The organism is Streptomyces sp. AC555_RSS877 (assembly GCF_019049245.1).
Lineage (GTDB): Bacteria > Actinomycetota > Actinomycetes > Streptomycetales > Streptomycetaceae > Streptomyces.
In genome coordinates this window covers 159,448-185,408 of the sequence record NZ_JAGMUK010000001.1, presented here as the reverse complement: position 1 = coordinate 185,408, position 25,961 = coordinate 159,448, and the positions used below count along the sequence as shown (strand labels likewise).

Genomic DNA, 25,961 nt, shown 5'->3' with positions numbered 1-25,961 from the left:
GGGTATAGCTCACATCCATGAGGTCTTGACTTCGAAAGTTGAAGGAATAGTCTCGGCGATGTTGCTTTTACCTTCAGGTACCACCTACCTCGAAGGGCCGAACCCCCGTCGGCAGCGTTGCCGGTGGCCCGAGGAGTACACGTGACCAGCACAGCGCAGGCGCCCAAGTCAGGAGCCGTACCGGCTCATCCCGATCATCTCGGGCACGTCATCTTCATCGCGGCGGCGGCCGCGATGGGCGGTTTCCTCTTCGGCTACGACAGCTCCGTGATCAACGGCGCCGTCGAGGCCATCCGGGACCGCTACGACGTCGGATCGGCGGCCCTGGCGCAGGTCATCGCCATCGCCCTGATCGGCTGCGCCATCGGCGCGGCGACCGCCGGCCGCATCGCCGACCGCATCGGCCGCATCCGCTGTATGCAGATCGCCGCCGTCCTCTTCACGGTCAGCGCCATCGGCTCGGCGCTGCCCTTCGCGCTGTACGACCTCGCCTTCTGGCGCGTCGTCGGCGGTTTCGCCATCGGTATGGCCTCCGTGATCGGCCCCGCCTACATCGCTGAGGTCGCCCCGCCCGCCTACCGCGGCCGGCTCGGTTCCTTCCAGCAGGCCGCGATCGTCGTCGGCATCGCGATCTCCCAGCTGGTCAACTGGGGCCTGCTGAACGCCGCCGGCGGCGACCAGCGCGGCAAGCTCATGGGCCTGGAGGCCTGGCAGGTCATGCTGGGCGTCATGGTGATCCCGGCCGTCCTCTACGGCCTGCTCTCCTTCGCGATCCCCGAGTCCCCCCGCTTCCTGATCTCGGTCGGCAAGCGGGAGCGCGCCCGCGAGATCCTCGAAGAGGTCGAGGGCAAGGACGTCGACCTGGACGCGCGCGTGACCGAGATCGAGCACGCGATGAAGAGCGAGCACAAGTCCACCTTCAAGGACCTGCTCGGCGGCTCCTTCTTCTTCAAGCCGATCGTCTGGGTCGGCATCGGCCTGTCGGTCTTCCAGCAGTTCGTCGGCATCAACGTCGCGTTCTACTACTCCTCGACCCTGTGGCAGTCGGTCGGCGTCGACCCGACGGACTCGTTCTTCTACTCCTTCACGACGTCGATCATCAACATCGTCGGCACCGTGATCGCCATGATCTTCGTGGACCGCGTCGGCCGCAGGCCGCTCGCCCTCATCGGCTCCGTCGGCATGGTGATCGGCCTCGCGCTGGAGGCCTGGGCGTTCTCCTTCGACCTGGTCGACGGCAAGCTGCCGGCCACCCAGGGCTGGATCGCCCTGATCGCCGCCCATGTGTTCGTGCTCTTCTTCGCCCTGTCCTGGGGTGTGGTCGTCTGGGTCTTCCTCGGCGAGATGTTCCCGAACCGGATCCGCGCCGCCGCGCTGGGTGTGGCCGCCGCCGCGCAGTGGATCGCGAACTGGGCCATCACCGCGAGCTTCCCGTCGCTGGCCGACTGGAACCTCTCCGCGACCTACGTGATCTACACGGCCTTCGCCGCGCTCTCCATCCCCTTCGTTCTCAAGTACGTCAAGGAGACGAAGGGCAAGGCCCTGGAGGAAATGGGCTGAGCCTCGTCCAGAGGCCCTCGCACTTGAGGACACGGGCCAAGTCCCCGCCGCCCTTCTCCTCGACACCCGTAGGACGTGCTGCCCCGGCTCACGCGGCCTTCACGGCCCGAGCCGGGGCAGTACGTCTTCGCAGAACAGCCGCAGACCGCGCCACCCCTCGTCCACCGGCATCCCGCCCGCCAGCGGATGCAGGACGAGGTTGTCGAGCCCCTGGGCCACACACTCGTCGGGCGTGAGGATCCGGTACACGCCCTCGGCGCGCAACTCGTCCACCGTGGTGGCCGCCGACCTCACCGCAGAGCGGATGTCGCCGGACTGCCAGGAGGCGTACGTCCGCGCCTCGTGCAGGAAGTGCTCGCCGTACACGGCCCACGCCCGGTCCGGGTCCTCGGCGAGGTGCAGCAGCGGGGTCTCGGCGGCGGGCATCATGGTCCAGCCCTCGGTGCCGTACTCGACGAGCCGGTCCTTGTAGTAGGTCTCCAGCTCCGGCAGATGCGCGCTGGGGAAGAAGGGCAGGCCGAGCCGGGCGGCCCGGCGGGCGGCGGCCTCGGAGGAGCCGCCGACCAGCAGAAGGGGGTGCGGGTCGGAGCAGGGGCGCGGGGTGACCCGTACCGTACGGCCCCGGTAGGCGAAGGGCTCACCCGTCCAGGCCTGCAGCAACGTCTCCAGCAGCTCGTCCTGGAGCCGGCCCCGGCGCTTCCACTCCACGTCGAACAGCGCGTACTCCTCGGGCCGGTATCCGATGCCGGCGACCGTCACCAGCCGCCCGCCGCTCAGCAGATCCAGTACGGCGATGTCCTCGGCCAGCCGCAGGGGGTCGTGCAGCGGACCGATCACCGCGGAGACGGTGACCGCGATCCGCCGGGTCGCGCCGAAGACCGCTCCAGCGAACGCGAACGGCGACGGCAGCCAGTTGTTCTCGACGCCGTGGTGCTCCTCGGTCTGCACGGTGGTGATTCCGTGGGAGTCGGCGTACGCGGCCATCTCCAGGGCGGACCGGTAGCGGGCGCCGAGCGAGGCGGGGGTGGCGCCGGGCTCGACGAGGTTGAAACGTACGACCGTGACGGGCATGGGAGCCCCCTTCGCCAAGCGGGTGGGGTGCCGGTGCCGGAGGAGATTAGCTGACGGTCCGTCAGGTAACCAGAGGTAAGGCATACCTCGTTCGGAGGCGCGGGCAACGGCCCCGCGGGGGAGGGGTCACGCATACTGGACGGGTTATGGAAACCGTCATCCTTGCTGTAGTCATCGCCGTGGTCCTGCTCGGTGTGCTCGGCGGGCTCATCGTCGGCAGCCGGCGCAAGAAGCCGCTGCCCCCGCCGCCGCCCACCGCGCCCGACATCACCGCCCCTCCGGCCGAGCCGCACGTCGGCGACGAGGCCGAGACGCCGCGCGACGAACCGCGCCGGACGATAGAGGAGGTGGACCTCCCGGACGGCTCGGCTCCCGTCGCCGTGGAGGAGCCTCCTGCCGTACTAGTCCCCGAGATCGAGGTCCCCGAGCCGGCCGCCGGGCGGCTCATCCGCCTCCGTGCCCGGCTCTCCCGGTCGCAGAACGCGCTCGGCAAGGGGCTGCTCACGCTCCTCGCGCGCGAGCACCTCGACGAGGACACCTGGGAGGAGATCGAGGACACCCTGCTCACCGCCGACGTGGGGGTGCTGCCCACGCAGGAACTGGTCGAGGGGCTGCGCGCGCGAGTGAAGGTGCTCGGCACCCGCACCCCGCAGGAGCTGCGCACGCTGCTGCGCGAGGAGCTGCTCAAGCTGGTCGGCACCGACGTCGACCGCACGGTCAAGACCGAGCCCGAGACCAGCAAGCCCGGCATCGTGATGGTCGTCGGCGTCAACGGCACCGGCAAGACCACCACAACCGGCAAGCTCGCCCGCGTCCTGGTGGCCGACGGGCGCAGTGTCGTGCTCGGCGCCGCCGACACCTTCCGCGCAGCCGCCGCCGACCAGCTGCAGACCTGGGGCGACCGGGTCGGCGCCCACACCGTGCGCGGCCCCGAGGCCGGCGACCCCGCCTCCGTCGCCTTCGACGCGGTCAAGGAGGGCAAGGAGATGGGCGCGGACGTCGTGCTCATCGACACCGCGGGGCGGCTGCACACCAAGACCGGCCTCATGGACGAGCTCGGCAAGGTCAAGCGCGTCGTCGAGAAGCACGCCCCCCTCGACGAGGTACTGCTCGTCCTCGACGCGACGACGGGCCAGAACGGTCTGGTGCAGGCTCGCGTCTTCGCCGAGGTCGTCGCCATCACCGGCATCGTCCTCACCAAGCTGGACGGCACGGCCAAGGGCGGCATCGTGATCGCGGTCCAGCGCGAGCTGGGCGTACCGGTCAAGCTGGTCGGACTCGGCGAGGGCGCGGACGACCTGGCGCCGTTCGAGCCGGAGGCGTTCGTTGACGCCCTTATCGGAGAATGACCGGCAGCAACCGCGAAGAAGCGCCCGCCCCCGAGGTGCAGTCGGGAGCGGGCGCTTCGCTGTGTACGGCTACGCGCGCGACCGATGCGCCACGTAAGCCAGCGTCCCCAGCAGCAACCGGGCCGCCGGCGGCTTCGTGGCGGTGTCCAGTGACGGTGGCCGCAGCCAGCGCGCCGGGCCCAGTCCGCCCCGGTCGGACGGCGGAGCCGTGAGGTGGGTGCCGGGGCCGAGGCCGTGGAGGTCGAGGGAGGTGGGGTCGTCCCAGCCCATGCGGTACAGGAGCTCGGGAAGTTCGGCGGCCGCGCCGGGGGCGACGAAGAAGTGGGCGCGGCCCTCGGGGGTGGCGGTCACCGGGCCGAGGGGGAGGCCCATGCGCTCCAGGCGGACCAGGGCGCGGCGCCCGGCGGGCTCGGCCACCTCGATCACGTCGAACGCCCGGCCGACGGGCAGCATCACCGAGGCGCCGGGGAACTCGCCCCACGTCTTGGTGACCTCGTCGAGGGTCGCGCCGGCGGGGACGTGCGGCGCGAAGTCGAGGGGATGGGCGCCCGGGGCGGTGCAGTCGGCGCGCCCGCACGAGCAGACACCCGCCGCGGCGCGCGCTCCCGGGACGACGTCCCAGCCCCAGAGTCCGGTGAATTCGGCGACGGTCGTGCACTCCGACGAGCGGCCGCGCCGACGCGAGCCGGAGCGGATCTCCCGAATGCCGCCGATCGTGAAGCCCATGCCCCCTCCAACGTGTCCGGGTGCCGGTGGTTACGTGCTGAACGCGAACTGTGACTCTCCGTTACCGGTTCCACCATCACGTCCGGGTCATGTCGGCGCCCGGAAGCGCTCCGGGTGGTGTGCCCGGCCTCGTGCGCCCCTGTGCGCATCGACCCGCCACTCCGCGTCGTTCTCTGTCAAGTGAATCGTGTGGAGGCAACCGTGAGTTCATTCGAAGGGGTGGCGAATGGTGGCGTTTCCGGGATCGCCATGGCTGGACGCGTGATCGTAGGATTACTTTGAGTGCACGAGTCCTGGGGGCACATGCACGTGTGGGTATGCCGGAGGCAACTCGGGTTCCCGTTCGAAGGATGGCAACAGCCCGACGGGCAGCCGTATTTACCGGCATTCTGATAAGGCTTGGCGCACTCAGTGACAAGTGGTCTCAGGGATGGGGGCGTTCCAGTGAGCGGCAACGGCGGTAGCGGGACGAGCGCGACAAACGCAACGAACGCTGACAAGCGCCCGAACGAGCTGCTCGCCTCGTGGTTCGTGCGCAGCGGCTGGTCCAAGGGTGAGCTCGCCCGCCAGGTCAACCGCCGGGCCCGCCAGTTGGGCGCCAACCACATCTCCACCGACACCTCGCGGGTGCGCCGCTGGCTGGACGGCGAGAACCCCCGCGAGCCGATCCCCCGGATCCTGTCCGAGTTGTTCTCCGAGCGGTTCGGCTGCGTCGTCTCCGTCGAGGACCTCGGCCTGCGCGCCGCCCGCCAGGCACCCTCGGCGACAGGCGTGGACCTGCCCTGGACGGGTCCGCAGACGGTGGCTCTGCTCAGCGAGTTCTCGCGCAGCGACCTGATGCTCGCGCGGCGCGGCTTCCTCGGGAGCTCGCTGGCCCTGTCCGCGGGCCCGTCCCTCATCGAGCCCATGCAGCGCTGGCTGGTGCCCGGGGCCCCGTCCCCGCACCGCGAGCCCGAGCCGTCCTCCTCCGCGGCCCGCCGGGGCCGGCTGTCCCGGCCCGAGCTGGACCTCCTCGAGTCGACGACGATGATGTTCCGCCAGTGGGACGCCCAGTGCGGCGGCGGCCTGCGCCGCAAGGCCGTCGTCGGCCAACTGCACGAGGTGACCGACCTCCTCCAGGAGCCACAGCCCGAGACCACCACCCGGAGACTGTTCAAGGTCGCGGCCGAGCTCGCCGAACTGGCCGGGTGGATGTCGTACGACGTGGGGCTGCAGCCGACCGCCCAGAAGTACTTCGTGCTCGCCCTGCACGCGGCCAAGGAGGCGGGCGACAAGCCGCTCGGTTCCTACATCCTGTCGAGCATGAGCCGCCAGATGATCCACCTCGGGCGGCCCGAGGACGCCCTGGAGCTGATCCACCTCGCGCAGTACGGCAGCCGGGACTGCGCGAGCCCGCGCACCCAGTCCATGCTGTATGCGATGGAGGCCCGCGCCTACGCCAATATGGGTCAGCCCGGCAAGTGCAAGAGGGCGGTCCGGATGGCCGAGGACACCTTCGCCGACGCCGACGAGTGGGACGAGCCGGACCCCGACTGGATCAGCTTCTTCTCCGAGGCCGAGCTGTACGGCGAGAACTCCCACTCCTACCGCGACCTCGCCTACGTCGCCGGCCGCAGCCCCACCTACGCCTCCCTCGCCGAGCCCTTGATGCAGCGGGCCGTCGAGCTGTTCACCGACGATTCCGATCACCAGCGTTCGTACGCACTCAACCTGATCGGTCTGGCCACGGTCCACCTGCTCCAGCGGGAGCCCGAGCGCAGTGCGGTGCTGGCCAAGCGGGCCATGCTGGAAGCCAAGAAGGTGCGCTCGGAGCGCGTCAACACTCGTATCCGAAAGACGGTCGACACGGCTGTACGCGATTTCGGTGATCTCGCCGAGGTCGTGGACCTCACCGAGCAGCTGGCGATCGAGCTGCCCGAGACCGCAGAGGCGGTCTGACACCCCAGGGAATCCCCTGAACCCCGGCCGTGGCCGGCCCTCCCGAACTGCCCGACTCGGCTCCCCCATGCCAGGTCATCGGAAGGCCGGCCACGGCCGGTTTCCGTCCCTCGCCGAAGGTTGCGCCACGATAACGATCGGCGCGTCCAATATCTGCCAGTTCATCTAGACGTAACACGCGAGGTGCCTTCGTCACGGCGGCGAAACAACGAGGGGCTTCGACCGAAACGGCGCTGCGTCAATCTCATGGCGCATAACCGGCCCACCCCTCAATCCGCTCAGGCTTCGCCCGCACGGGGCCGTACCAACGACGAGGAGACGCCGATGGCACCAGCAGCCATCACGCTCGCCGCAGAAGCGCCCAAGCTGTCTGCCGCCAACACGGGCTTCATGCTCATCTGTTCCGCCCTGGTGCTGATCATGACTCCGGGTCTGGCCTTCTTCTACGGAGGCATGGTCCGGGTCAAGAGCACCCTGAACATGCTGATGATGAGCTTCATCAGTATCGGGATCGTCACCATCCTGTGGGTGCTGTACGGCTTCTCGATGGCCTTCGGTACCGACTCCGGCGGCATCATCGGCTGGAACTCCGACTGGCTCGGCCTCAGCAACATCGGCCTGACCGAACTGTGGCCCGGCTACACCATCCCGATCTTCGTCTTCCTGGTCTTCCAGATGATGTTCGCCATCATCACCCCCGCCCTGATCAGCGGTGCCCTGGCGGACCGCGTGAAGTTCACCGCATGGGCGCTGTTCGTCGCCCTGTGGGCCACGGTCGTCTACTTCCCGGTCGCGCACTGGGTCTGGGGCGCCGGTGGCTGGGCCTTCGAGCTGGGCGTGATCGACTTCGCCGGTGGTACGGCGGTGCACATCAACGCCGGTGCCGCGGCACTCGGCGTGATCCTGGTCATCGGCAAGCGCGTCGGCTTCAAGAAGGACCCGATGCGTCCGCACAGCCTGCCGCTGGTCATGCTCGGCGCCGGTCTGCTGTGGTTCGGCTGGTTCGGCTTCAACGCCGGTTCGTGGCTCGGCAACGACGACGGCGTCGGCGCGCTGATGTTCGTCAACACGCAGGTCGCCACCGCCGCCGCCATGCTGGCCTGGCTGATCTACGAGAAGATCCGCCACGGCGCGTTCACCACCCTGGGTGCCGCCTCCGGCGCGGTCGCCGGTCTGGTCGCCATCACCCCCTCGGGTGGTGCGGTCTCCCCGCTCGGGGCGATCGCCGTCGGCGCCATCGCCGGTGTCCTGTGCGCCATGGCCGTCGGCCTGAAGTACAAGCTCGGCTACGACGACTCGCTCGACGTCGTCGGCGTCCACCTGGTCGGCGGTGTCGTCGGCTCCCTGCTGGTCGGCCTCTTCGCCAGCGGTCACGGTCAGTCCACCGTCGAAGGCCTCTTCTACGGCGGCGGCATGACCCAGTTCTGGAAGCAGTGCGCCGGTGTCTTCGCGGTTCTCGCGTACTCGCTCGTCGCCTCCGCGATCCTCGCCTTCCTGATCGACAAGACGATCGGCATGCGGGTCTCCGAGGACGTCGAGGTGGCCGGCATCGACTCGGCCGAGCACGCCGAGACCGCATACGACTTCAGCGGTGCCGGCGGTGGTGCCGCCCGCACGACCGCAGTTCCGGCCCCGGTGGCCGACACCGGGAAGAAGGTGGACGCATGAAGCTCATCACCGCCGTCGTGAAGCCTCACCGGCTCGACGAGATCAAGGAAGCCCTCCAGGCCTTCGGGGTCCACGGCCTGACGGTCACCGAGGCGAGCGGCTACGGTCGTCAGCGGGGCCACACCGAGGTCTACCGCGGTGCCGAGTACACGGTCGACCTGGTCCCGAAGATCCGCATCGAGGTGCTGGCCGAGGACGACGACGCCGAGGGTCTCATCGACGTCATCGTCAAGGCGGCCCGCACCGGCAAGATCGGTGACGGCAAGGTCTGGTCCCTCCCGGTCGAGACCGCCGTACGGGTGCGCACCGGCGAGCGCGGCCCGGACGCGCTCTGACAGAAGAACAGAACAGGAGCCACTGGGTGACGAGTACGGACGTGCGCAAGGATGCAGAGGACTCGGGACCCAGCGGTTACGCGGCGGCCCGGCTGCGCCTCCTCACAGAGGGGGCGCGGTCCGGGCCGCCGCGCCGTGCCGCCCTCGCCGAGCTGACCGACGACTGGCTGTCGGGTCTGTTCAACGCGGCGGGGGAGGTGCGTGGCGTCTCCCTGATCGCGGTCGGCGGTTACGGCCGCGGCGAACTGTCCCCACGCAGCGACCTGGATCTGGTCCTGCTGCACGACGGCAGCGACTCCGGCGCGGTCGCCGCCCTGGCCGACCGCATCTGGTACCCGGTCTGGGACCTGGGCCTGGCCCTCGACCACTCCGTGCGTACGCCGGCCGAGGCCCGCAAGACCGCCGGCGAGGACCTGAAGGTGCAGCTGGGCCTACTGGACGCCCGGCACCTCGCGGGCGACCTCGGCCTCACGGCCGGCCTGCGTACGGCCGTCCTCGCCGACTGGCGCAACCAGGCGCCGAAACGTCTCCCCGAGCTCCAGGAGCTGTGTGCCGAGCGCGCCGAGCGGCAGGGCGAGCTGCAGTACCTCCTGGAACCCGACCTCAAGGAGGCCCGCGGCGGCCTCCGCGACGCCACCGCCCTGCGCGCCGTCGCCGCCTCCTGGCTGGCCGACGCCCCGCGCGAGGGCCTCGACGACGCCCGGCGCCGGCTCCTCGACGTCCGTGACGCCCTGCACCTGACGACCGGGCGCGCGACCGACCGGCTCGCACTCCAGGAGCAGGACCAGGTCGCGGCCGAGCTCGGCCTGCTCGACGCCGACACGCTGCTGCGGCAGGTGTACGAGGCGGCGCGGGTCATCTCGTACGCCAGTGATGTCACCTGGCGCGAAGTGGGGCGCGTCCTCAGGTCGCGCGCCGTGCGGCCGCGTCTGCGCGCCATGCTCGGGGGCGGCAAGCCCGTCGCCGACCGTTCACCGCTTGCCGAGGGGGTCGTGGAGCAGGACGGCGAGGTGGTGCTCGCCCGCGCCGCGCGCCCCGAACGGGACCCCGTGCTCCCGCTGCGGGCCGCGGCCGCCGCGGCACAGGCCGGCCTTCCGCTCTCCCTGCACGCCGTGCGGCGCATGGCGGCGGGCGCACGCGCCCTGCCCGCGCCCTGGCCCGCCGAGGCGCGCGAACAGCTCGTGACACTGCTCGGTTCCGGCCCGCCCACCATCGACGTGTGGGAGGCACTGGAGGCGGAGGGGCTGATCACCCGCCTGCTGCCCGACTGGGAGCGGGTGCGCTGCCGCCCGCAGCGCAACGCCGTGCACGTCTGGACGGTGGACCGGCACCTCATCGAGACCGCCGTCCGCGCCTCCGAGTTCACCCGCCGCGTCAGCCGCCCCGACCTCCTCCTGGTCGCCGCGCTGCTGCACGACATCGGCAAGGGCTGGCCCGGCGACCACTCGGTGGCCGGCGAGATCATCGCCAAGGACGTGGCCGCCCGGATCGGCTTCGACCGCGCGGACGTGTCGGTGCTCGCCACCCTCGTACGCCATCACCTGCTGCTCATCGACACCGCCACCCGGCGCGACCTGGAGGACCCGGCCACCGTGCGCTCGGTCGCCGACGCGGTCGGCTCGCAGGGCGCGCTGGAACTGCTGCACGCGCTCACCGAGGCGGACGCGCTGGCCACCGGACCGGCGGCCTGGTCGTCCTGGCGGGGCTCGCTCGTCGCCGACCTGGTCAAGCGGGTCCACGCGGTCCTGTCCGGGGAGCTGCCGGACGAGCCCGAGTCCGCCGCGCCCACCGCCGAGCAGGAACGGCTCGCCATCGAGTCGGTCGCCACCGGCGGCCCGGTGCTCGCCCTGCGCGCGCAGACCGAGCCGCCGCCGGTCGAGGAGCAGCCGGCCGGCGATCCCGAACCCCTCGGCGTGGAACTGCTCATCGCCGTACCGGACCAGCCCGGCGTGCTGCCCGCCGTGGCCGGCGTCCTCGCCATGCACCGCCTGACTGTCCGCACGGCCGAGCTGCGGGCCCTGGACCTGCCCGACGGCGTCGAGGGCTCCGTCCTGCTGCTGAACTGGCGGGTCGCCGCCGAGTACGGCTCCCTGCCCCAGGCCGCCCGGCTGCGCGCCGATCTCGTACGCGCCCTCGACGGCTCCCTGGACATCACGGGCCGCCTCGCCGAGCGCGACGCCGCCTACCCGCGCCGCCGGGGTGTCGTGGCGCCGCCGCCCCGCGTCACCGTCCACCCGGCCGCGTCCCGACTGGCCACCGTCATCGAGGTCCGCGCCCAGGACATGCCCGGCCTGCTGCACCGCATCGGGCACGCGCTGGAGGAGGCGGGCGTGCGGATGCGCAGCGCGCATGTCAGCACCCTGGGCGCCAACGCCGTGGACGCCTTCTACGTGACCGGCTCCGACGGCTCGCCCCTGCCGAACGACGAGGCCGCCTCCGTGGCGCGGAAACTGGAGGAGACCTTGCGGGGCTGACCGGCAGTGACCCGGTCTTGTGGAGCCGGGATACCCTGGAGGGCGATTCCGAAGCCAGCCACCGACAACCACGAGGACCGCGAGCGCCGTGTTCGATACTCTCTCCGATCGCCTCTCAGCGACTTTCAAGAACCTGCGCGGCAAGGGACGGCTCTCCGAGGCGGACATCGACGCCACCGCGCGCGAGATCCGCATCGCGCTCCTCGAAGCGGATGTGGCCCTGCCGGTCGTGCGGACGTTCATCAAGAACGTCAAGGAGCGTGCCCTCGGCGTCGAGGTCTCCAAGGCGCTGAACCCGGCCCAGCAGGTCCTGAAGATCGTGAACGAGGAGCTCGTCACGATCCTCGGCGGCGAGACCCGGCGCCTGCGCTTCGCCAAGCAGCCGCCGACCGTGATCATGCTGGCGGGTCTGCAGGGTGCCGGTAAGACCACCCTCGCGGGCAAGCTCGCCCGCTGGCTGAAGGAGCAGGGCCACTCTCCGATCCTGGTCGCCGCCGACCTCCAGCGCCCGAACGCCGTCAACCAGCTCAGCGTCGTCGCCGAGCGGGCCGGCGTCGCCGTCTACGCGCCCGAGCCGGGCAACGGCGTGGGCGACCCGGTCAAGGTCGCCAGGGACTCCATCGAGCACGCGAAGACCAAGGTCCACGACATCGTGATCGTGGACACCGCCGGCCGCCTCGGCATCGACGCCGAGATGATGCAGCAGGCAGCCGACATCCGGGACGCGGTCTCGCCGGACGAGATCCTCTTCGTCGTCGACGCCATGATCGGTCAGGACGCGGTCAACACCGCCGAGTCCTTCCGCGACGGTGTCGGCTTCGACGGCGTGGTGCTCTCCAAGCTCGACGGTGACGCCCGCGGTGGTGCGGCCCTTTCGATCGCCTCGGTCACCGGCAAGCCGATCATGTTCGCGTCCAACGGCGAAAAGCTGGAGGACTTCGACGCCTTCCACCCTGACCGGATGGCCTCCCGCATCCTCGACATGGGTGACCTGCTCACCCTGATCGAGCAGGCGGAGAAGACGTTCAGTCAGGAAGAGGCCCAGCAGATGGCCTCCAAGCTGGCGTCCAAGAAGGGCCAGGACTTCACCCTGGACGACTTCCTGGCCCAGATGGAGCAGGTCAGGAAGATGGGCAGCATCTCCAAGCTGCTCGGCATGCTTCCGGGCATGGGCCAGATCAAGGACCAGATCAACAACCTCGACGAGCGCGACGTCGACCGCACGGCCGCCATCATCAAGTCGATGACCCCGGCCGAGCGCCAGGAGCCGACGATCATCAACGGCTCGCGCCGCGCCCGTATCGCCAAGGGCTCCGGCGTCGACGTCAGTGCGGTGAAGGGCCTGGTCGAGCGGTTCTTCGAGGCCCGCAAGATGATGTCGCGCATGGCCCAGGGCGGCGGTATGCCGGGCATGCCGGGCGTTCCGGGCATGGGCGGCGGTCCCGGCCGGTCCAAGAAGCAGCCGAAGAAGGCCAAGGGCAAGCAGCGCTCCGGCAACCCGATGAAGCGCAAGCAGCAGGAGCAGGAGGAGGCCGCGCGCCGCGCCGCCGCGGCCGAGGGCGGCAACGCCTTCGGCGTGCCGGGACAGCAGGCTCCTCAGGACTTCGAACTGCCCGACGAGTTCAAGAAGTTCATGGGCTGACAGCCTCTCGTACGGCGCTGCGGGCGCCCCTCTTCGGAGGGGCGCCCGCAGGGCGTTTGCGGCCCCTGACCGGCGCTGGCGCACACCGAGGGCACCCCGGAGGAGCCGCCGAAGCCTTGCTCGCCCGGTGGGGCATGAGCGAACGCGTCGGCCGTCCGTCCGCCCTCCCGGACGACGCCCAGCAGGCGGCCACCGTCTGACGGCCGCCCCGGGGACCCTCGACACGACCGGTCTAGGGGACACGCGCTATCAGGTACCGGAACACGTTCGGCATCCACACCGTGCCGTCCCGGCGCTGATGCGGATGCAGGGCCTCCGTCAGCTCCTTGTCGACCTGGACCCGGTCCGTCGCGGAGATCGCCGCGTCGAAGAGCCCCGTCGACAGCAGTCCCCGTACCGCGCTGCCGACGTCGGCGTACCCGAAGGGGCAGGCGACCCGGCCGGAGCCGTCCGGCTCGAGGCCGGCCCGGTGGGCGACCTCCTCCAGGTCGTCCCTCAGGGTGAGACGCCAACTGCCCGTGCCGCGCAGCGGATCCGCCAGCTTGGTGGCCACCCGCAGCACGGACGACGTGGCACACCGCTCCGGTGGACCCCAGCCGGCCAGCACCACCGACGCCCCGCGCGCGGCGAGCGGCACCGCGGAAGCGAGCAGTTCCGCGAGCCCCTCCGAGTCGCCCGCCAGATGCCCGATGGGCTCGAAGGCGGTCATCAGGGTGTACGCGGGCGCGTCCGGGTCGGCCGCGTCCCCGGGCGCCCCTTCGACGAGCCGGGTGCCGCCCCCCGCGCGCGTGCCCCACGCCGGCGGCAGCAGCCGCTCCTTGGCGAGGGCCAGCCGCTCGGGGGAGGCGTCGACACCGGTCACCGCGGCACCTCTGGAGGCCGCCATCAACAGGGCGAGCCCGGAGCCGCAGTCGAGGCCCAACAGCCTTGCTCCGGGGCCCACTTCGAGTCGCTCGTAGACGGCCTCGTAGAGCGGGACCAGCATCCGCTCCTGGATCTCGGACCAGTCACGCGCGCGTGCACCGGGGTCCACACGGGGTGCTCCTCCCGTATGAGACAGGTGCTGCCGCACGAGCGTAGGTGTCATGGATACGCGCCCCAATCCGCCGAGAGTTGTCGCTGTGCCCGATTCCGTAGCCCCCGTGACGTGCGCCGCACTCCCCCCGTATGCCAGATAACTCCGCACTCGACCCCGCGTCCAGGGGTTGTCGGGCCCGGTTTGCGCATTCGCAGCCCGAGTGGCGAGAATTCACATCCCGGCAATCTGGGCCCGTACCATCGCGCCATGGCAAAGGCACCCGTTCTCACGCCCCGCGCGGACGACTTCCCGCGCTGGTACCAGGATCTGATCAGCAAGGCCGAGCTGGCCGACAACGGCCCGGTGCGCGGCACCATGGTGATCCGACCGTACGGGTACGGGCTGTGGGAGCGGATGCAGGCCGAGATGGACGCCCGCATCAAGGAGACGGGTACCCAGAATGCGTACTTCCCACTGCTGATCCCGCAGTCGTACCTGGCGCGCGAGGCGGACCACGTCGAGGGATTCGCGCCGGAGCTGGCCGTGGTCACGCACGGCGGCGGCAAGGAGCTGGAGGAGCCCGCGGTCGTCCGCCCCACCTCCGAGATGATCATCAACGACTACTTCTCGAAGTGGGTGCAGAGCTACCGCGACCTGCCCCTGCTGATCAACCAGTGGGCCAACGTGGTCCGTTGGGAACTCAGGCCCCGCCTGTTCCTGCGCACGAGCGAGTTCCTGTGGCAGGAGGGCCACACCGCGCACGCCACCTTCGAGGACGCGCGCGACTTCGCCTCGCACATCCACCGCGACGTCTACGAGGACTTCATGGTGAACGTCCTCGCCATGGACGTCGTCCCCGGACGCAAGACCGTCAAGGAGCGGTTCGCCGGCGCGATCAACACCCTCACGCTCGAAGGCATGATGGGCGACGGCAAGGCCCTCCAGATGGCCACCAGCCACGAGCTCGGCCAGAACTTCGCCAAGGCCTTCAACACCTCGTACCTGTCGAAGGACGGCACGCAGGAACTGGTCTGGCAGACCTCCTGGGGCTCGACCACGCGCATGATCGGCGCCCTGGTGATGATGCACGGCGACGACAACGGCCTGCGGGTCCCGCCCCGCCTGGCGCAGACCCAGGCCGTCGTCCTCGCCATCAAGGGCGACGAGGCGGTTCTGGCCAAGGTCCGCGAGCTCGGCGACCTGCTGAAGGCGGCGGGCGTACGCGTCCAGGTGGACGACCGGGTGGACACCCCCTTCGGCCGCCGCGCCGTCGACTGGGAACTGAAGGGAGTGCCCGTACGGATCGAGATCGGGCCCCGTGACCTGGAGAACGGCACCGCGATGCTGGCCCGCCGCATCCCGGGAGGCAAGGAGCCGGTGGCCCTGGACTCCCTCGTCGGCCTCCTCCCCGCGATCCTCGAAGAGGACCAGGCGCTGCTGCTGAAGCAGTCCCGCGAGCGCCGCGAATCCCGTACGTCCGAGGTGTCGACGATCGAGGAGGCCGTCGAGGCCGCCGTCGCCGGCGGCTGGGCGCGCATCCCCTGGGCGAACCTCGGCGAAGAGGGCGAGGCCAATCTCGCCGAGCACTCGGTGACCGTACGGTGTCTGGTCGCCGAGGACGGGTCGGTGCCGGAGGACGGCGACGCACCGGGTAACGTCGCGGTCGTCGCGCGCGCCTACTGAGTAGCGCCCCTCCGGCGAGAGAGCGACCGAAACGTCTCTTGCGCACCTGCGGAACACACGTACCCCGGCGCGTGGACAACGTCTACGCGCCGGGGCGTACGTCAGGCTACGCACCAGCTTGTGACGAGCTGCGAGGCTTATCCGCAGATCAGCGCACCCGCCCTCGTCAGGACGCATCAGCGGCAACTGACGGGTACGTGCAAATTATTTGGGATGCCCCGGAATCGGAACACAGCGGCACTCTGGCTCGTTGTCATTACGTGAGCACGACACAGACACCACCTGTTCTCGCCGCAGAGCTGGCAGAGGCGTGGGCCGACATTCAGCGGTACCACCCCGAGCTGCCCGATCTTGCCGCGCCAGAGTCCCTGATCGGGGAGTCGTCGTCCGCGTGCGGTCACGAGCTCTCCTTCGAGCGACTGCTTCACGAGGCAGTCCATGGCATCGCCGCCGCGCGCGGCATCCGCGACACGTCCCGTGCCGGCCGCTACCACAACCGCAGATTCCTCGCGATCGCCGAGGAGCTGGGCCTGGACCACCCCGAGGAACCGCACCCCAGCAGCGGCTTCTCCCTGGTCACGCTCACGCCCGAGGCGAAGCGCCGCTACCGCCCGACCATCGAGCGCATCCAGCGCGCCCTCAAGGCCCACTCGGTGGCGACCGCCGCCGACACGTCCAGCACCTTCCGGGGCCCGGCCGCCCGCCACGGCTCCTCCGGTGGCGGGGTCCGTGTCAAGGCGGTCTGCGACTGCGGGCGCAACGTCCGGGTCGTCCCGTCGGTACTGGCCCAGGCGCCCATCGTGTGCGGAGGGTGCGGGAAGCCGTTCCGCATCCCGGAGATCGTGGGCGCGGCGGCGAGCTGACCGCCTCACCGGCATCTCGTGGGTGCCGGACGTGCGGACGGCAGGGGCGCGGGGCGTCGTTGCAGCCGTAAGGCAGCGGCACCCCGTGGCGCCGGGCGCCCCTCAGGCATGCCTCGGGGCCCCGCGGTCGGAGTCGGCCCGCGGAGTGTGGCAGAATGGCCAGCTGTACTCGACAGCCGCACAGGAACCCTCTCGCCTCCGGCTGACGCGTCCATCGGGCACTCGGGTACCGCAACCCCACGCGGCCATCTGCCGTGCCCAACCACGTCAAAACCAGGAGAACCCACTCCCGTGGCAGTCAAGATCAAGCTGAAGCGTCTGGGCAAGATCCGTTCGCCTCACTACCGCATCGTCGTCGCCGACTCCCGCACCCGTCGTGACGGCCGTGCGATCGAGGAGATCGGCCTGTACCACCCGGTGCAGAACCCGTCGCGCATGGAGGTCGACGCCGACCGCGTCGCCTACTGGCTCTCCGTCGGCGCTCAGCCGACCGAGCCCGTGCTCGCCATCCTGAAGAAGACCGGCGACTGGCAGAAGTTCAAGGGCGAGCCCGCCCCGGCTCCGCTGCTCCAGCCCGCCGAGAAGGCCGCTCGTCCGCTGTTCGAGGCTCTCGGCGGCGAAGACGAGGGCAAGGGTGAGGCCATCACCCAGAAGAAGAAGGCTGAGAAGAAGGACGACGCCCCGGCTGAGTCCGCGTCGACCGAGGCCTGAGCATGCTCGAGGAGGCTCTCGAGCACCTCGTGAAGGGCATCGTCGACAACCCTGACGATGTGCAGGTCGCCTCGCGCGACCTGCGCCGCGGGCGGGTGCTCGAGGTCCGGGTCCACCCCGACGACCTCGGCAAGGTGATCGGCCGCAACGGCCGCACCGCACGCGCCCTGCGCACCGTCGTGGGCGCCATCGGCGGCCGCGGTGTCCGCGTCGACCTAGTCGACGTGGACCACGTGCGCTGACGCGCCAAACGCAGCACCGGCTCGGGCCGGGGAGGGCCACTGGGCCGTCCCCGGCCCGATGTCGTATGTCCGACGTCGAACGGCCCGTCGTATGACAGGAGAGCAAGCACAGTGCAGCTGGTAGTCGCACGGATCGGCCGCGCCCACGGCATCAAGGGCGAGGTCACCGTCGAGGTACGTACCGACGAGCCGGAGCTCAGGCTCGCCCCCGGCGCGGTCCTGGCCACCGAGCCGGCCGCCACCGGTCCGCTCACCATCGAGACGGGCCGCGTCCACAGCGGGCGCCTCCTGCTGCGCTTCGAGGGCGTGCGTGACCGCACCGCCGCCGAGGCGCTGCGCAACACCCTCCTGATCGCCGAGATCGATCCGGAGGAACTGCCGGAGGACGAGGACGAGTACTACGACCACCAGCTCATGGACCTCGACGTCGTCACCAAGGACGGCGTGGAGGTGGGCCGGATCACCGAGATCTCGCACCTGCCGTCCCAGGACCTCTTCATCGTCGAGCGGGCCGACGGGAGCGAGGTGATGATCCCGTTCGTCGAGGAGATCGTCACCGAGATCGACCTCGAGGAGCAGCGGGCGGTCATCGATCCGCCGCCGGGCCTGATCGACGACAACGCGGTGATCGCGTCCTCCAGGGACGCCTCCGAGGGCGCCTCAGAGGAAGAGGCGTAATGCGGCTCGACGTCGTCACGATCTTTCCCGAGTACCTGGAACCCCTGAACGTTTCCCTCGTCGGCAAGGCACGCGCGCGTGGACAGCTGAACGTGCGCGTGCACGACCTGCGGTCCTGGACGTACGACCGCCACAACACGGTCGACGACACCCCGTACGGCGGCGGTCCGGGCATGGTCATGAAGACCGAGCCGTGGGGCGACGCACTCGACGAGATCCTCGCGGACGGCTACGAGACGGGCTCCCACGCCCCCGCGCTGATCGTCCCCACGCCCAGCGGCCGCCCCTTCACCCAGGAACTCGCCGTCGAGCTCTCCGAGCGTCCCTGGCTGGTCTTCGCGCCCGCCCGCTACGAGGGCATCGACCGCCGCGTCATCGACGAGTACGCGACCCGGATGCCGGTCTACGAGGTCTCCATCGGCGACTACGTCCTCGCCGGCGGCGAGGCGGCCGTACTCGTCGTCACCGAGGCCGTGGCCCGGCTGCTGCCCGGCGTCCTGGGCAACGCCGAGTCGCACCAGGACGACTCCTTCGCGCCCGGGGCCATGGCCAACCTCCTGGAAGGCCCCGTCTACACCAAGCCGCCCCGGTGGCGTGAGCGCGGCATCCCGGACGTGCTGCTCAGCGGCCACCACGGCAAGATCGCCCGCTGGCGCCGGGACGAGGCCCTCAAGCGCACGGCGGCCAACCGGCCCGATCTGATCGAGCGTTGCGAGCCCAAGGTCTTCGACAAGAAGGACCGCGAGATGCTCTCCATCCTGGGCTGGGCGCCGGATCCGGCCGGGGAGTCGTACGGACGATTTTGGCGCAGGCCGGAGGGCGTGGAAGAATAGGCCGCTGTTGTGCGTCGTCCGGCGTGCGCCCCTGCCACAGGGGGACACGACGCCCGCCCCGATCCGCGCAACTCCACCCAAAGAACCTAGTTTCCGTTGATGACCTGTGGCATCAGCGAGGAAAGCAGACGAAATGTCTCACCTGCTCGACTCCGTCGACTCGGCGTCGCTGCGCACCGACGTCCCGGCCTTCCGCCCCGGCGACACGGTCAACGTCCACGTCCGCGTCATCGAGGGCAACCGCTCCCGTGTGCAGCAGTTCAAGGGCGTAGTCATCCGCCGCCAGGGCGCCGGTGTCCGCGAGACCTTCTCGGTCCGCAAGGTCTCCTTCTCCGTCGGCGTCGAGCGCACCTTCCCGGTGCACACCCCGATCGTCGAGAAGATCGAGCTCGTCACCCGCGGTGACGTGCGTCGCGCCAAGCTCTACTACCTGCGCGAGCTGCGCGGCAAGGCCGCGAAGATCAAGGAGAAGCGCGACAACTGATCGCGCGCGGAGTCCCACAGCGGGGCCGGATAGCATCTGGCCCCGATGGACACCGAAGCACAGCCGACGGAGCGCGACCGCTCCTCCCGCCCTTCCGACGCCGAGGAGATCTCGGACTCAGGAGGGCCGGAGGACCGGTCGCGTTTCGCGTTGGTGTCGCGGGCAGCCGAATGGCTGCCCGGCGGACGGATCACCCTGACCCTGCTGCTCTGCCTGCTGTTCCTGCTGCTGCTCAGCACCTTCGTGGTGCGGCCCTTCCAGATTCCCAGCGGATCCATGGAAAGCGGATTGAGGATCGGGGACCGCGTTCTCGTAAATAAGTTGGCGTACCGTTTCGGTTCCGAACCGCAGCGCGGCGATGTTGTCGTGTTCGACGGAACGGGGTATTTCGGGGACGGGGACTACGTCAAGCGCGTTGTGGGGGTAGGGGGAGACCACGTGGTCTGCTGTGACAGGGAGGGGAGGATCGAGGTGAACGGCCGGTCGGTCGACGAGTCGACGTTCCTGTACCCCGGCGACAGCCCCTCCACGGTGCCCTTCGACGTCGAGGTGCCCGCCGGCACCCTGTTCGTCCTCGGTGACCACCGCAGCGACTCCAGCGACTCACGGGACCACCTGGGTTCACCGGGCGGCGGCATGATCCCCCTCGGCGGCGTCATCGGACGGGCCGACTGGATCCTCTGGCCCACGGGCCACTTCACCCGCCTGCATCGCCCCGGTGCCTACGCGCGCGTGCCCGGCCCGGAGTCGAGCGAGCCGGACCCGGTGGACGGCGCCCATGGGTAACCGTGGCAAACCGCGCGGTGCGCCCGCCAGCGCGGCCGAGAACCTGCTGCCCACCGGCTCCCGCCGCTCCTCCGGCCCGACCGGCAGCCGTACCCGCGCCGAGAGGCGGAAACTCCAGCGCAAGGTCAAACGGCGCCGCAGGCGCGGCGCGGTCAAGGAGATACCCCTTCTCGTCGGGGTCGCCGTCCTCATCGCCCTCGTCCTGAAGACCTTCCTCGTCCAGGCGTTCGTGATCCCGTCCGGCTCGATGGAGCAGACGATCCAGATCGGTGACCGGGTCCTGGTCGACAAGTTCACCCCGTGGTTCGGGTCCAAGCCCGAGCGCGGGGACGTCGTCGTCTTCAAGGACCCCGGCGGCTGGCTCAACGACGAGCAGACCACCACGAAGAAGGACGACCCCATCGTCGTCAAGCAGGTCAAGGAAGGGCTCACCTTCATCGGCCTGCTGCCGTCCGACGACGAGAAGGACCTCATCAAGCGGGTCGTCGGCGTCGGCGGCGACCGTGTCACGTGCTGTGACACGCAAGGGCGAGTCACCGTCAACGGCGTTCCCTTGATCGAGGAATACCTGTATCCAGGAAACGCCCCGTCCACGACACAGTTCGACATCACCGTCCCGCAGGGGCGGCTGTGGGTGATGGGTGACCACCGGGCCAACTCCGCGGACTCCCGCGCGCACCAGGACACCGACTACGGCGGCACGGTCTCCGAGGACTCGGTGGTGGGACGGGCCAGGGTCATCGCCTGGCCCTTCGGCCACTGGACCACGCTCGAGGAGCCGAAAACCTACGCATCCGTGTCCGACTCGGGGTCCGGGGCGACCGCGGCTCCCGAGCTGTCGCTTAGGGTTGCTCACGACGATCCGAACGCATCTACCCAACTCCCGAGCCCTGCGGAACTCCCGCTCGTTATGGGAGTGGTGGGCCTGCACCGAACGTGGGGCAGGCAGCGGCACAGAGTGAGGAGTTGGCGTGGGGGATGTGGCGGTTGGCGCACGGTCCGGACACGACGGCGAGGAGCACCGCGGGCGACCCGCGGAATCAGCCGTCCCGGCCGCGGACAGCGCCGTGACCTCCGGGAATGACTCCGGGGCGGCCGAGGACGGCATGAGGACCGACGAGGCCGGAACGGACGATCAGGGACGGGGCGGCTCCTCCTCCAGGGCGAAGAAGCCGCGCTCCTTCTGGAAGGAGCTGCCGATCCTCATCGGCATCGCGCTCGTGCTCGCGCTGCTGATCAAGACGTTCCTGGTGCAGGCGTTCTCCATCCCGTCCGACTCGATGCAGAACACCCTCCAGGAGGGCGACCGCGTCCTGGTCGACAAGCTCACCCCCTGGTTCGGTTCCGAGCCCGAGCGCGGTGAGGTGGTCGTCTTCCACGACCCGGACAACTGGCTGGCGGGCGAGCCGACGACCAACCCGAACGCCGTGCAGACGTTCCTCAGCTGGATCGGCCTGATGCCGTCCCCGTCGGAGAAGGACCTGATCAAGCGGGTCGTCGGCGTCGGCGGCGACACCGTCTCGTGCAACGGCACCGGCCCGCTGAAGGTCAACGGCAAGGCGCTGAACGAGTCGGCGTACGTCTACCCGGGCAACACCCCGTGCAGCCAGGACGACCAGGGCGGCCAGTTCACGGTGAAGGTCCCCGAGGGCTCCATCTGGGTCATGGGCGACCACCGGCAGAACTCGCGCGACTCGCGCTACAACCAGAACGACAGGCACCACGGCATGGTCCCGGTGAGCGAGGTCGTCGGCCGCGCCATCGTGAAGGCCTGGCCGATCAACCGCTGGGGCACCCTGCCGGTCCCGGACACCTTCGACCAGTCCGGTCTGAACACCCAGTCGGCGGCGTCCGCGGCCTTGACGGTCGCGCCGAACGCGCTCGCCTTCGTCGGCGTGGTGCCGGTGGCGCTGTGGCGCCGTCGGAAGATCGCGGTGGCCGAGACCCGCTGAGGTCAAGGCTCGACAAAACCCTCGTACAGCTTGTGACCTTGGTCGGGGCCGAAGGGCTGACCGGGTCAGGTACCGCCGGGTAGGGTGCGGACCCATGGGTGGCGAGAGCACGACGCGTACAGCCCCGCGCAGCGGCGGCACGGACACGGGCCCGGTGGGCAGCCGGACCGGACAGAGACTGTCCGGACTGGCCGTCGCACTGGGCCTTGTGCTGTTCCTCGGGGGCTTCGCCTGGGCAGCGGTGGCCTACCGCCCGTACACCGTGCCTACCAGCTCGATGACGCCGACGATCGACGCCGGCGACCGGGTCCTGGCCCAGCGCATCGACGGCGGTGAGATACGCCGTGGCGACGTCGTCGTCTTCACGGACGAGAGCTGGGTGACCAACGCCCCCGTGGTCAAGCGGGTGGTCGCGGTCGGCGGCGACACCGTGGCCTGCTGCACCGAGGGCAAGCTGACCGTCAACGGCAAGCAGATCGACGAGCCGTATCTGCCCGCGGGCAGCGCGGCCGAGATCACGGGCTTCGCGGCCGTGAAGGTTCCGGAGGGCCGGCTGTTCCTGCTGGGCGACGAGCGAGCGGGCTCCCTGGACTCCACCGCCCACCTCAGCGACGCGGCCCGTGGCACGGTGGCGCAGAGCGCCGTGTCGGCCCGGGTGGACGCCGTCGTCTGGCCCATGAACGGCATGCTGGAGCGGCCGAGCGGCTTCGAGACGCTCGGCGCGCTGTCCTCACCGGGTCCGCTCCGTACGATCGTCGCGCTGATCGTCGGCGGAGGCGTGCTCGTCCTCGGCGGTGGCGCGTACGGCCCGGTCGCCAAGCTGTTCGGCGGCCGCTCCCGGACGCGGACGGAGCCGGCCGGTGCCCGCTGAGGCGCCGGACACGGGCCGGGACTCGTACGAGGGCGGTCTGCGGAAGGTTGCCCGGGTCGTCCTGCTCGACCCCGATGACCGCATCCTTCTCCTTCACGGCCACGAGCCGGACGACCCGGCCGACGACTGGTGGTTCACGCCCGGCGGCGGCCTGGAGGGCGACGAGACTCGTGAGGAGGCCGCCCTCAGGGAACTCGCCGAGGAGACCGGCATCACCGAGGTCGAGCTCGGCCCGGTCCTGTGGCGGCGGATGTGCTCCTTCCCGTTCGCGGGTCGCCGCTGGGACCAGGACGAGTGGTACTACCTGGCCCGTACGACCCAGACGGTCACCGAGGCCAGAGGGCTGACCGAACTGGAACGGCGCAGTGTCGCCGGAGCGCGCTGGTGGACGTGTCGGGAACTGAGCCAGGCACATGAGACGGTGTATCCGACCAGACTCGCCGAGCTGCTGAGCAGGCTGCTCGACGAAGGTCCCCCGGCCGGGCCCGTGACCCTGGACACCGAGATCGTCTAGGGGCTCGCGGGACTGGCGCACAATGGTGGGATCGCACGGCTGAAGGGGAACATGCCATGAGCGCCGAGGACCTCGAGAAGTACGAGACCGAGATGGAGCTCAAGCTCTACCGGGAGTACCGCGATGTCGTCGGACTGTTCAAATACGTGATCGAGACCGAGCGGCGCTTCTATCTGACCAACGACTACGAGATGCAGGTGCACTCGGTCCAGGGTGAGGTGTTCTTCGAGGTGTCCATGGCGGATGCCTGGGTGTGGGACATGTACCGGCCCGCTCGGTTCGTGAAGCAGGTGCGAGTGCTCACGTTCAAGGACGTGAACATCGAGGAGCTGAACAAGAGTGACCTGGAGATGCCGGGCAGCTGAGGCCGGCCCGGGGTCGGTCCGCTGAGATTTCCCCCGCCGGGGTGACGGGGTTTTCCACAACCGCCGAGTAGTCCACCAAGATCCACTTCTTGGGGGCGGTTGCGTGACGGTTGGCGCCGGAGGTGGTGCCGACATGAACACGCATCAGGCACGCAGTGCACTCGGCAAGTACGGCGAGACACTGGCCGCGCGGCGGCTGGCGGAGGCCGGAATGACGGTCCTGGAGCGCAACTGGCGCTGCGGCAGGACCGGTGAGATCGACATCGTGGCGCGGGACGGCGACGTCCTGGTCGTCTGCGAGGTCAAGACGCGGCGGGCCGGGCTCTTCGAGCACCCGATGGCCGCGGTGACCCCCGACAAGGCGCAGCGCCTGCGGGGCCTGGCCGAACGCTGGATCCACGCACACGGAGGGGCGCCGCCGGGAGGCGTCCGCATCGACGTGGTGGGAGTCGTCCTGCCCAGCCGCGGCGCACCCGCGGTCGAGCATGTGCGGGGGGTGGCCTGAGATGGGTTTCGCACGTACGTGTTCGGTGGCGCTGGTGGGCGTCGAGGGCGTGGTGGTCGAGGTCCAGGCCGACCTGGAACCGGGGGTCGCGGCGTTCACCCTGGTGGGACTGCCGGACAAGAGCCTGACGGAGAGCCGGGACCGGGTCCGGGCCGCGGTGGTCAACTCGGGGGCCTCATGGCCCCAGAAGAAGCTGACGGTCGGCCTGAGCCCGGCGTCCGTCCCGAAGAGCGGCAGCGGGTTCGACCTGGCCGTCGCGGCTGCGGTGCTGGGGGCGGCCGAGCGGATCGATCCGCGGGTGCTCGCCGACATCGTGATGATCGGAGAAGTGGGACTCGACGGCCGGGTGCGGCCGGTGCGGGGCATCCTCCCGGCGGTACTGGCCGCGGCGGACGCCGGCTACGAGCAGGTGGTGGTGCCGGAGTGCGCCGCCGCCGAGGCATCCTTGGTGCCCGGTGTGTCCGTGCTGGGAGTGCGCAGTCTGCGGCAGCTGATCGCGGTCCTCGCGGACGAGCCGGTGCCGGAAGAGGAGCCGGACGAGGTGGGCCGCCCCGACCCGCTCCTGGCCGGCCTGCGGGTGCCGGGCACCGGCGCGGCCACGGGAATGCACGGCGTGGGTGCCGCACAGCTCGACCACGACCTCGCCGACGTCGTGGGCCAGACGTCGGCGCGGACGGCCGTGGAGGTCGCCGCGGCGGGCGGACATCACCTGTTCCTGGAGGGACCGCCCGGCGCGGGCAAGACGATGCTCGCGGAGCGGCTGCCCGCCATCCTGCCGCCACTCGACCGCCAGGAGTCGCTGGAGGTCACTGCGGTGCACTCGGTCGCGGGCCTGCTGCCTGCGGGCAAGCCCCTGATCGACGTCGCGCCCTACTGCGCCCCGCACCACTCGGCGACGATGCAGGCGCTGGTCGGTGGGGGTCCCGGCATTGCCCGGCCCGGCGCGGTGTCCCTCTCACACCGAGGTGTTCTTTTCCTGGACGAAACCCCGAATTCAGCAGTCGGGCCCTGGACGCCCTCCGGCAGCCCCTGGAGGCGGGCCATGTCGTGATCGCCCGCAGTGCGGGGGTGGTGCGCTTCCCGGCGCGGTTCCTGATGGTGCTGGCTTGTGCACGCTCGGTCAGTGACCGAGTAGCTGTACGGCCCGCGAGTGTTGAGACAAGGTGCCTGGTCAGTTCATTACACCTCGCGGGATCTGCCGACGCCGGAGCTATAACCCTGCCAGCTGCAGGTTTGCCCGGATGGGTGGGAGCTGTGGCTCGATGACCGGGCATTCCATACGGGACGCCATACCTGTTCTCGCCGTGCTCGTCTACGACACCGACCTGAACTCGTACTTCCATCAGGTGAACTCACGGAAGGTCCGCTGCACAGTCAGATCAACCGCGCGTCGGCTCTCTGCCGGAAGCTGAACTTCCTGCACCAGAGCAGGGGCGGGAAGGACTGGCGGGACGCGACCGGCGACGATCACACCGCCTACCACTACTGGCGACGCCGAGATCGTCGTGGGCCGCGAGTCGACGGCGATACGTGGAGCCAGGAGGTCTCCCACCTGCAGCAGTTCTACGTCTACGCGAAGAAGAAGCAGCGGGCCTCGCAAGGCGAAGCTCCGCCGACGCAACTGTGTGCTGACCGCTCAGCCTGCCCTTGTTGCTGCACAGGTCCAGCACCTCGCTCTTCGTGTCGCTCGGAT

The 25,961-nt window shown here is 70.1% G+C and carries 24 protein-coding genes and 1 pseudogene; 22 read left to right on the top strand and 3 right to left on the bottom strand.

The features are described 5' to 3' along the window. The first annotated feature begins 141 nt into the window (after window positions 1-141). The gene (locus tag KUM49_RS00825; RefSeq protein ID WP_217234677.1) at window positions 142-1,560 is read left to right on the top strand and encodes a sugar porter family MFS transporter; all 1,419 of its coding nucleotides are present in this window, start codon (window positions 142-144) and stop codon (window positions 1,558-1,560) included. Between the two features lie 99 nt (window positions 1,561-1,659). Here the strand turns inward: KUM49_RS00825 and KUM49_RS00820 are convergent, their stop codons facing one another. After that, entirely contained in the window at window positions 1,660-2,631 is a 972-nt protein-coding gene (locus KUM49_RS00820; protein ID WP_217234676.1) for an LLM class flavin-dependent oxidoreductase, read from the bottom strand. 146 nt (window positions 2,632-2,777) lie between these two features. Here KUM49_RS00820 and ftsY point away from each other — a divergent pair, with 146 nt between their 5' ends. Then, window positions 2,778-3,980, top strand: coding sequence for a signal recognition particle-docking protein FtsY (gene ftsY / locus KUM49_RS00815; protein ID WP_217234675.1), 1,203 nt, complete (start codon window positions 2,778-2,780; stop codon window positions 3,978-3,980). A gap of 69 nt (window positions 3,981-4,049) precedes the next feature. Here the strand turns inward: ftsY and KUM49_RS00810 are convergent, their stop codons facing one another. Beyond that, complete coding sequence (locus KUM49_RS00810) at window positions 4,050-4,706, bottom strand: bifunctional DNA primase/polymerase (protein ID WP_217234674.1); 657 nt, start codon at window positions 4,704-4,706, stop codon at window positions 4,050-4,052. A 444-nt stretch (window positions 4,707-5,150) separates the two neighbouring features. On the opposite strand from KUM49_RS00810, the gene KUM49_RS00805 reads away from it, so the two are divergent. The 5 genes from KUM49_RS00805 (at window position 5,151) to ffh (ending at window position 12,763) form a co-directional block, all read left to right on the top strand. Next, entirely contained in the window at window positions 5,151-6,644 is a 1,494-nt protein-coding gene (locus KUM49_RS00805) for a hypothetical protein (RefSeq protein WP_217234673.1), read from the top strand. Between the two features lie 324 nt (window positions 6,645-6,968). Further along, window positions 6,969-8,312, top strand: a complete 1,344-nt coding sequence (locus tag KUM49_RS00800) for an ammonium transporter (protein ID WP_217234672.1) — start codon at window positions 6,969-6,971, stop codon at window positions 8,310-8,312. Beyond that, complete coding sequence (locus KUM49_RS00795; RefSeq protein WP_006379495.1) at window positions 8,309-8,647, top strand: P-II family nitrogen regulator; 339 nt, start codon at window positions 8,309-8,311, stop codon at window positions 8,645-8,647. The genes KUM49_RS00800 and KUM49_RS00795 overlap by 4 nt, the downstream gene beginning before the upstream one ends. 26 nt (window positions 8,648-8,673) lie before the next feature. Further along, entirely contained in the window at window positions 8,674-11,121 is a 2,448-nt protein-coding gene (locus KUM49_RS00790) for a [protein-PII] uridylyltransferase (RefSeq protein ID WP_217234671.1), read from the top strand. A gap of 88 nt (window positions 11,122-11,209) precedes the next feature. Beyond that, window positions 11,210-12,763 carry a signal recognition particle protein gene (gene ffh / locus KUM49_RS00785; RefSeq protein ID WP_217234670.1) on the top strand — a complete coding sequence of 518 codons (1,554 nt, stop codon included), beginning with the start codon at window positions 11,210-11,212 and terminating at the stop codon, window positions 12,761-12,763. A gap of 232 nt (window positions 12,764-12,995) precedes the next feature. On the opposite strand, the gene KUM49_RS00780 is transcribed toward ffh, so the two are convergent. After that, the gene (locus KUM49_RS00780) at window positions 12,996-13,850 is read right to left on the bottom strand and encodes a class I SAM-dependent methyltransferase (RefSeq protein WP_217234669.1); all 855 of its coding nucleotides are present in this window, start codon (window positions 13,848-13,850) and stop codon (window positions 12,996-12,998) included. A 198-nt stretch (window positions 13,851-14,048) separates the two neighbouring features. Here KUM49_RS00780 and proS point away from each other — a divergent pair, with 198 nt between their 5' ends. The 15 genes and pseudogenes from proS to KUM49_RS00705 form a co-directional block, all read left to right on the top strand. After that, window positions 14,049-15,464 (top strand): proline--tRNA ligase, encoded by a 1,416-nt coding sequence (proS, locus tag KUM49_RS00775; RefSeq protein WP_217234668.1) that lies wholly within the window; start codon window positions 14,049-14,051, stop codon window positions 15,462-15,464. 260 nt (window positions 15,465-15,724) lie between these two features. Then, window positions 15,725-16,327, top strand: coding sequence for a hypothetical protein (locus tag KUM49_RS00770; protein ID WP_217234667.1), 603 nt, complete (start codon window positions 15,725-15,727; stop codon window positions 16,325-16,327). Window positions 16,328-16,618: 291 nt separating this feature from the next. Further along, window positions 16,619-17,038: a 30S ribosomal protein S16 gene (gene rpsP, locus KUM49_RS00765; protein ID WP_217234666.1), complete on the top strand. Its 420-nt coding sequence runs from the start codon at window positions 16,619-16,621 to the stop codon at window positions 17,036-17,038. A 2-nt stretch (window positions 17,039-17,040) separates the two neighbouring features. Then, the gene (locus tag KUM49_RS00760) at window positions 17,041-17,280 is read left to right on the top strand and encodes an RNA-binding protein (protein WP_005479813.1); all 240 of its coding nucleotides are present in this window, start codon (window positions 17,041-17,043) and stop codon (window positions 17,278-17,280) included. Window positions 17,281-17,391: 111 nt separating this feature from the next. Continuing rightward, window positions 17,392-17,958 (top strand): ribosome maturation factor RimM, encoded by a 567-nt coding sequence (gene rimM / locus KUM49_RS00755; protein ID WP_217234665.1) that lies wholly within the window; start codon window positions 17,392-17,394, stop codon window positions 17,956-17,958. Beyond that, on the top strand, window positions 17,958-18,791 hold the full coding sequence (gene trmD, locus KUM49_RS00750) for a tRNA (guanosine(37)-N1)-methyltransferase TrmD (protein ID WP_217234664.1): 834 nt from the start codon (window positions 17,958-17,960) through the stop codon (window positions 18,789-18,791). Before rimM ends, trmD begins: the two co-directional genes overlap by 1 nt. Window positions 18,792-18,924: 133 nt before the next feature. Continuing rightward, window positions 18,925-19,275: a 50S ribosomal protein L19 gene (gene rplS, locus KUM49_RS00745; protein ID WP_217234663.1), complete on the top strand. Its 351-nt coding sequence runs from the start codon at window positions 18,925-18,927 to the stop codon at window positions 19,273-19,275. A gap of 45 nt (window positions 19,276-19,320) precedes the next feature. After that, a complete protein-coding gene (gene lepB, locus KUM49_RS00740; RefSeq protein WP_217234662.1) occupies window positions 19,321-20,061 on the top strand; it encodes a signal peptidase I in 741 nt (246 codons plus the stop codon). Next, on the top strand, window positions 20,054-21,145 hold the full coding sequence (gene lepB, locus KUM49_RS00735; RefSeq protein WP_217234661.1) for a signal peptidase I: 1,092 nt from the start codon (window positions 20,054-20,056) through the stop codon (window positions 21,143-21,145). The genes lepB (KUM49_RS00740) and lepB (KUM49_RS00735) overlap by 8 nt, the downstream gene beginning before the upstream one ends. Further along, window positions 21,033-22,013, top strand: coding sequence for a signal peptidase I (lepB, locus tag KUM49_RS00730; protein ID WP_217234660.1), 981 nt, complete (start codon window positions 21,033-21,035; stop codon window positions 22,011-22,013). Before lepB (KUM49_RS00735) ends, lepB (KUM49_RS00730) begins: the two co-directional genes overlap by 113 nt. Window positions 22,014-22,107: 94 nt before the next feature. Beyond that, entirely contained in the window at window positions 22,108-22,884 is a 777-nt protein-coding gene (lepB, locus tag KUM49_RS00725) for a signal peptidase I (RefSeq protein ID WP_217234659.1), read from the top strand. Further along, entirely contained in the window at window positions 22,874-23,398 is a 525-nt protein-coding gene (locus KUM49_RS00720) for an NUDIX hydrolase (protein WP_217234658.1), read from the top strand. The genes lepB (KUM49_RS00725) and KUM49_RS00720 overlap by 11 nt, the downstream gene beginning before the upstream one ends. 56 nt (window positions 23,399-23,454) lie before the next feature. After that, window positions 23,455-23,763: a DUF2469 domain-containing protein gene (locus tag KUM49_RS00715; RefSeq protein WP_217234657.1), complete on the top strand. Its 309-nt coding sequence runs from the start codon at window positions 23,455-23,457 to the stop codon at window positions 23,761-23,763. A 133-nt stretch (window positions 23,764-23,896) separates the two neighbouring features. Further along, window positions 23,897-24,268, top strand: coding sequence for a YraN family protein (locus KUM49_RS00710; protein ID WP_217234656.1), 372 nt, complete (start codon window positions 23,897-23,899; stop codon window positions 24,266-24,268). A gap of 1 nt (window position 24,269) precedes the next feature. Continuing rightward, a pseudogene (locus KUM49_RS00705) lies at window positions 24,270-25,375 on the top strand (YifB family Mg chelatase-like AAA ATPase); the annotation flags it as partial. Between the last annotated feature and the right edge of the window lie 586 nt (window positions 25,376-25,961).

Excerpts from the sequence above, each read along its gene's own strand:
- KUM49_RS00820 (WP_217234676.1), bottom strand. The coding sequence starts at position 2,631 with ATGCCCGTCACGGTCGTACGTTTCAACCTCGTCGAGCCCGGCGCCACC.
- ftsY (WP_217234675.1), top strand. The coding sequence starts at position 2,778 with ATGGAAACCGTCATCCTTGCTGTAGTCATCGCCGTGGTCCTGCTCGGT.
- KUM49_RS00810 (WP_217234674.1), bottom strand. The coding sequence starts at position 4,706 with ATGGGCTTCACGATCGGCGGCATTCGGGAGATCCGCTCCGGCTCGCGT.
- KUM49_RS00800 (WP_217234672.1), top strand. The coding sequence starts at position 6,969 with ATGGCACCAGCAGCCATCACGCTCGCCGCAGAAGCGCCCAAGCTGTCT.
- KUM49_RS00795 (WP_006379495.1), top strand. The coding sequence starts at position 8,309 with ATGAAGCTCATCACCGCCGTCGTGAAGCCTCACCGGCTCGACGAGATC.
- KUM49_RS00780 (WP_217234669.1), bottom strand. The coding sequence starts at position 13,850 with ATGACACCTACGCTCGTGCGGCAGCACCTGTCTCATACGGGAGGAGCA.
- proS (WP_217234668.1), top strand. The coding sequence starts at position 14,049 with ATGGCAAAGGCACCCGTTCTCACGCCCCGCGCGGACGACTTCCCGCGC.
- KUM49_RS00760 (WP_005479813.1), top strand. The coding sequence starts at position 17,041 with ATGCTCGAGGAGGCTCTCGAGCACCTCGTGAAGGGCATCGTCGACAAC.
- trmD (WP_217234664.1), top strand. The coding sequence starts at position 17,958 with ATGCGGCTCGACGTCGTCACGATCTTTCCCGAGTACCTGGAACCCCTG.
- rplS (WP_217234663.1), top strand. The coding sequence starts at position 18,925 with ATGTCTCACCTGCTCGACTCCGTCGACTCGGCGTCGCTGCGCACCGAC.
- lepB (WP_217234662.1), top strand. The coding sequence starts at position 19,321 with ATGGACACCGAAGCACAGCCGACGGAGCGCGACCGCTCCTCCCGCCCT.
- lepB (WP_217234661.1), top strand. The coding sequence starts at position 20,054 with ATGGGTAACCGTGGCAAACCGCGCGGTGCGCCCGCCAGCGCGGCCGAG.
- lepB (WP_217234659.1), top strand. The coding sequence starts at position 22,108 with ATGGGTGGCGAGAGCACGACGCGTACAGCCCCGCGCAGCGGCGGCACG.
- KUM49_RS00715 (WP_217234657.1), top strand. The coding sequence starts at position 23,455 with ATGAGCGCCGAGGACCTCGAGAAGTACGAGACCGAGATGGAGCTCAAG.
- KUM49_RS00710 (WP_217234656.1), top strand. The coding sequence starts at position 23,897 with ATGAACACGCATCAGGCACGCAGTGCACTCGGCAAGTACGGCGAGACA.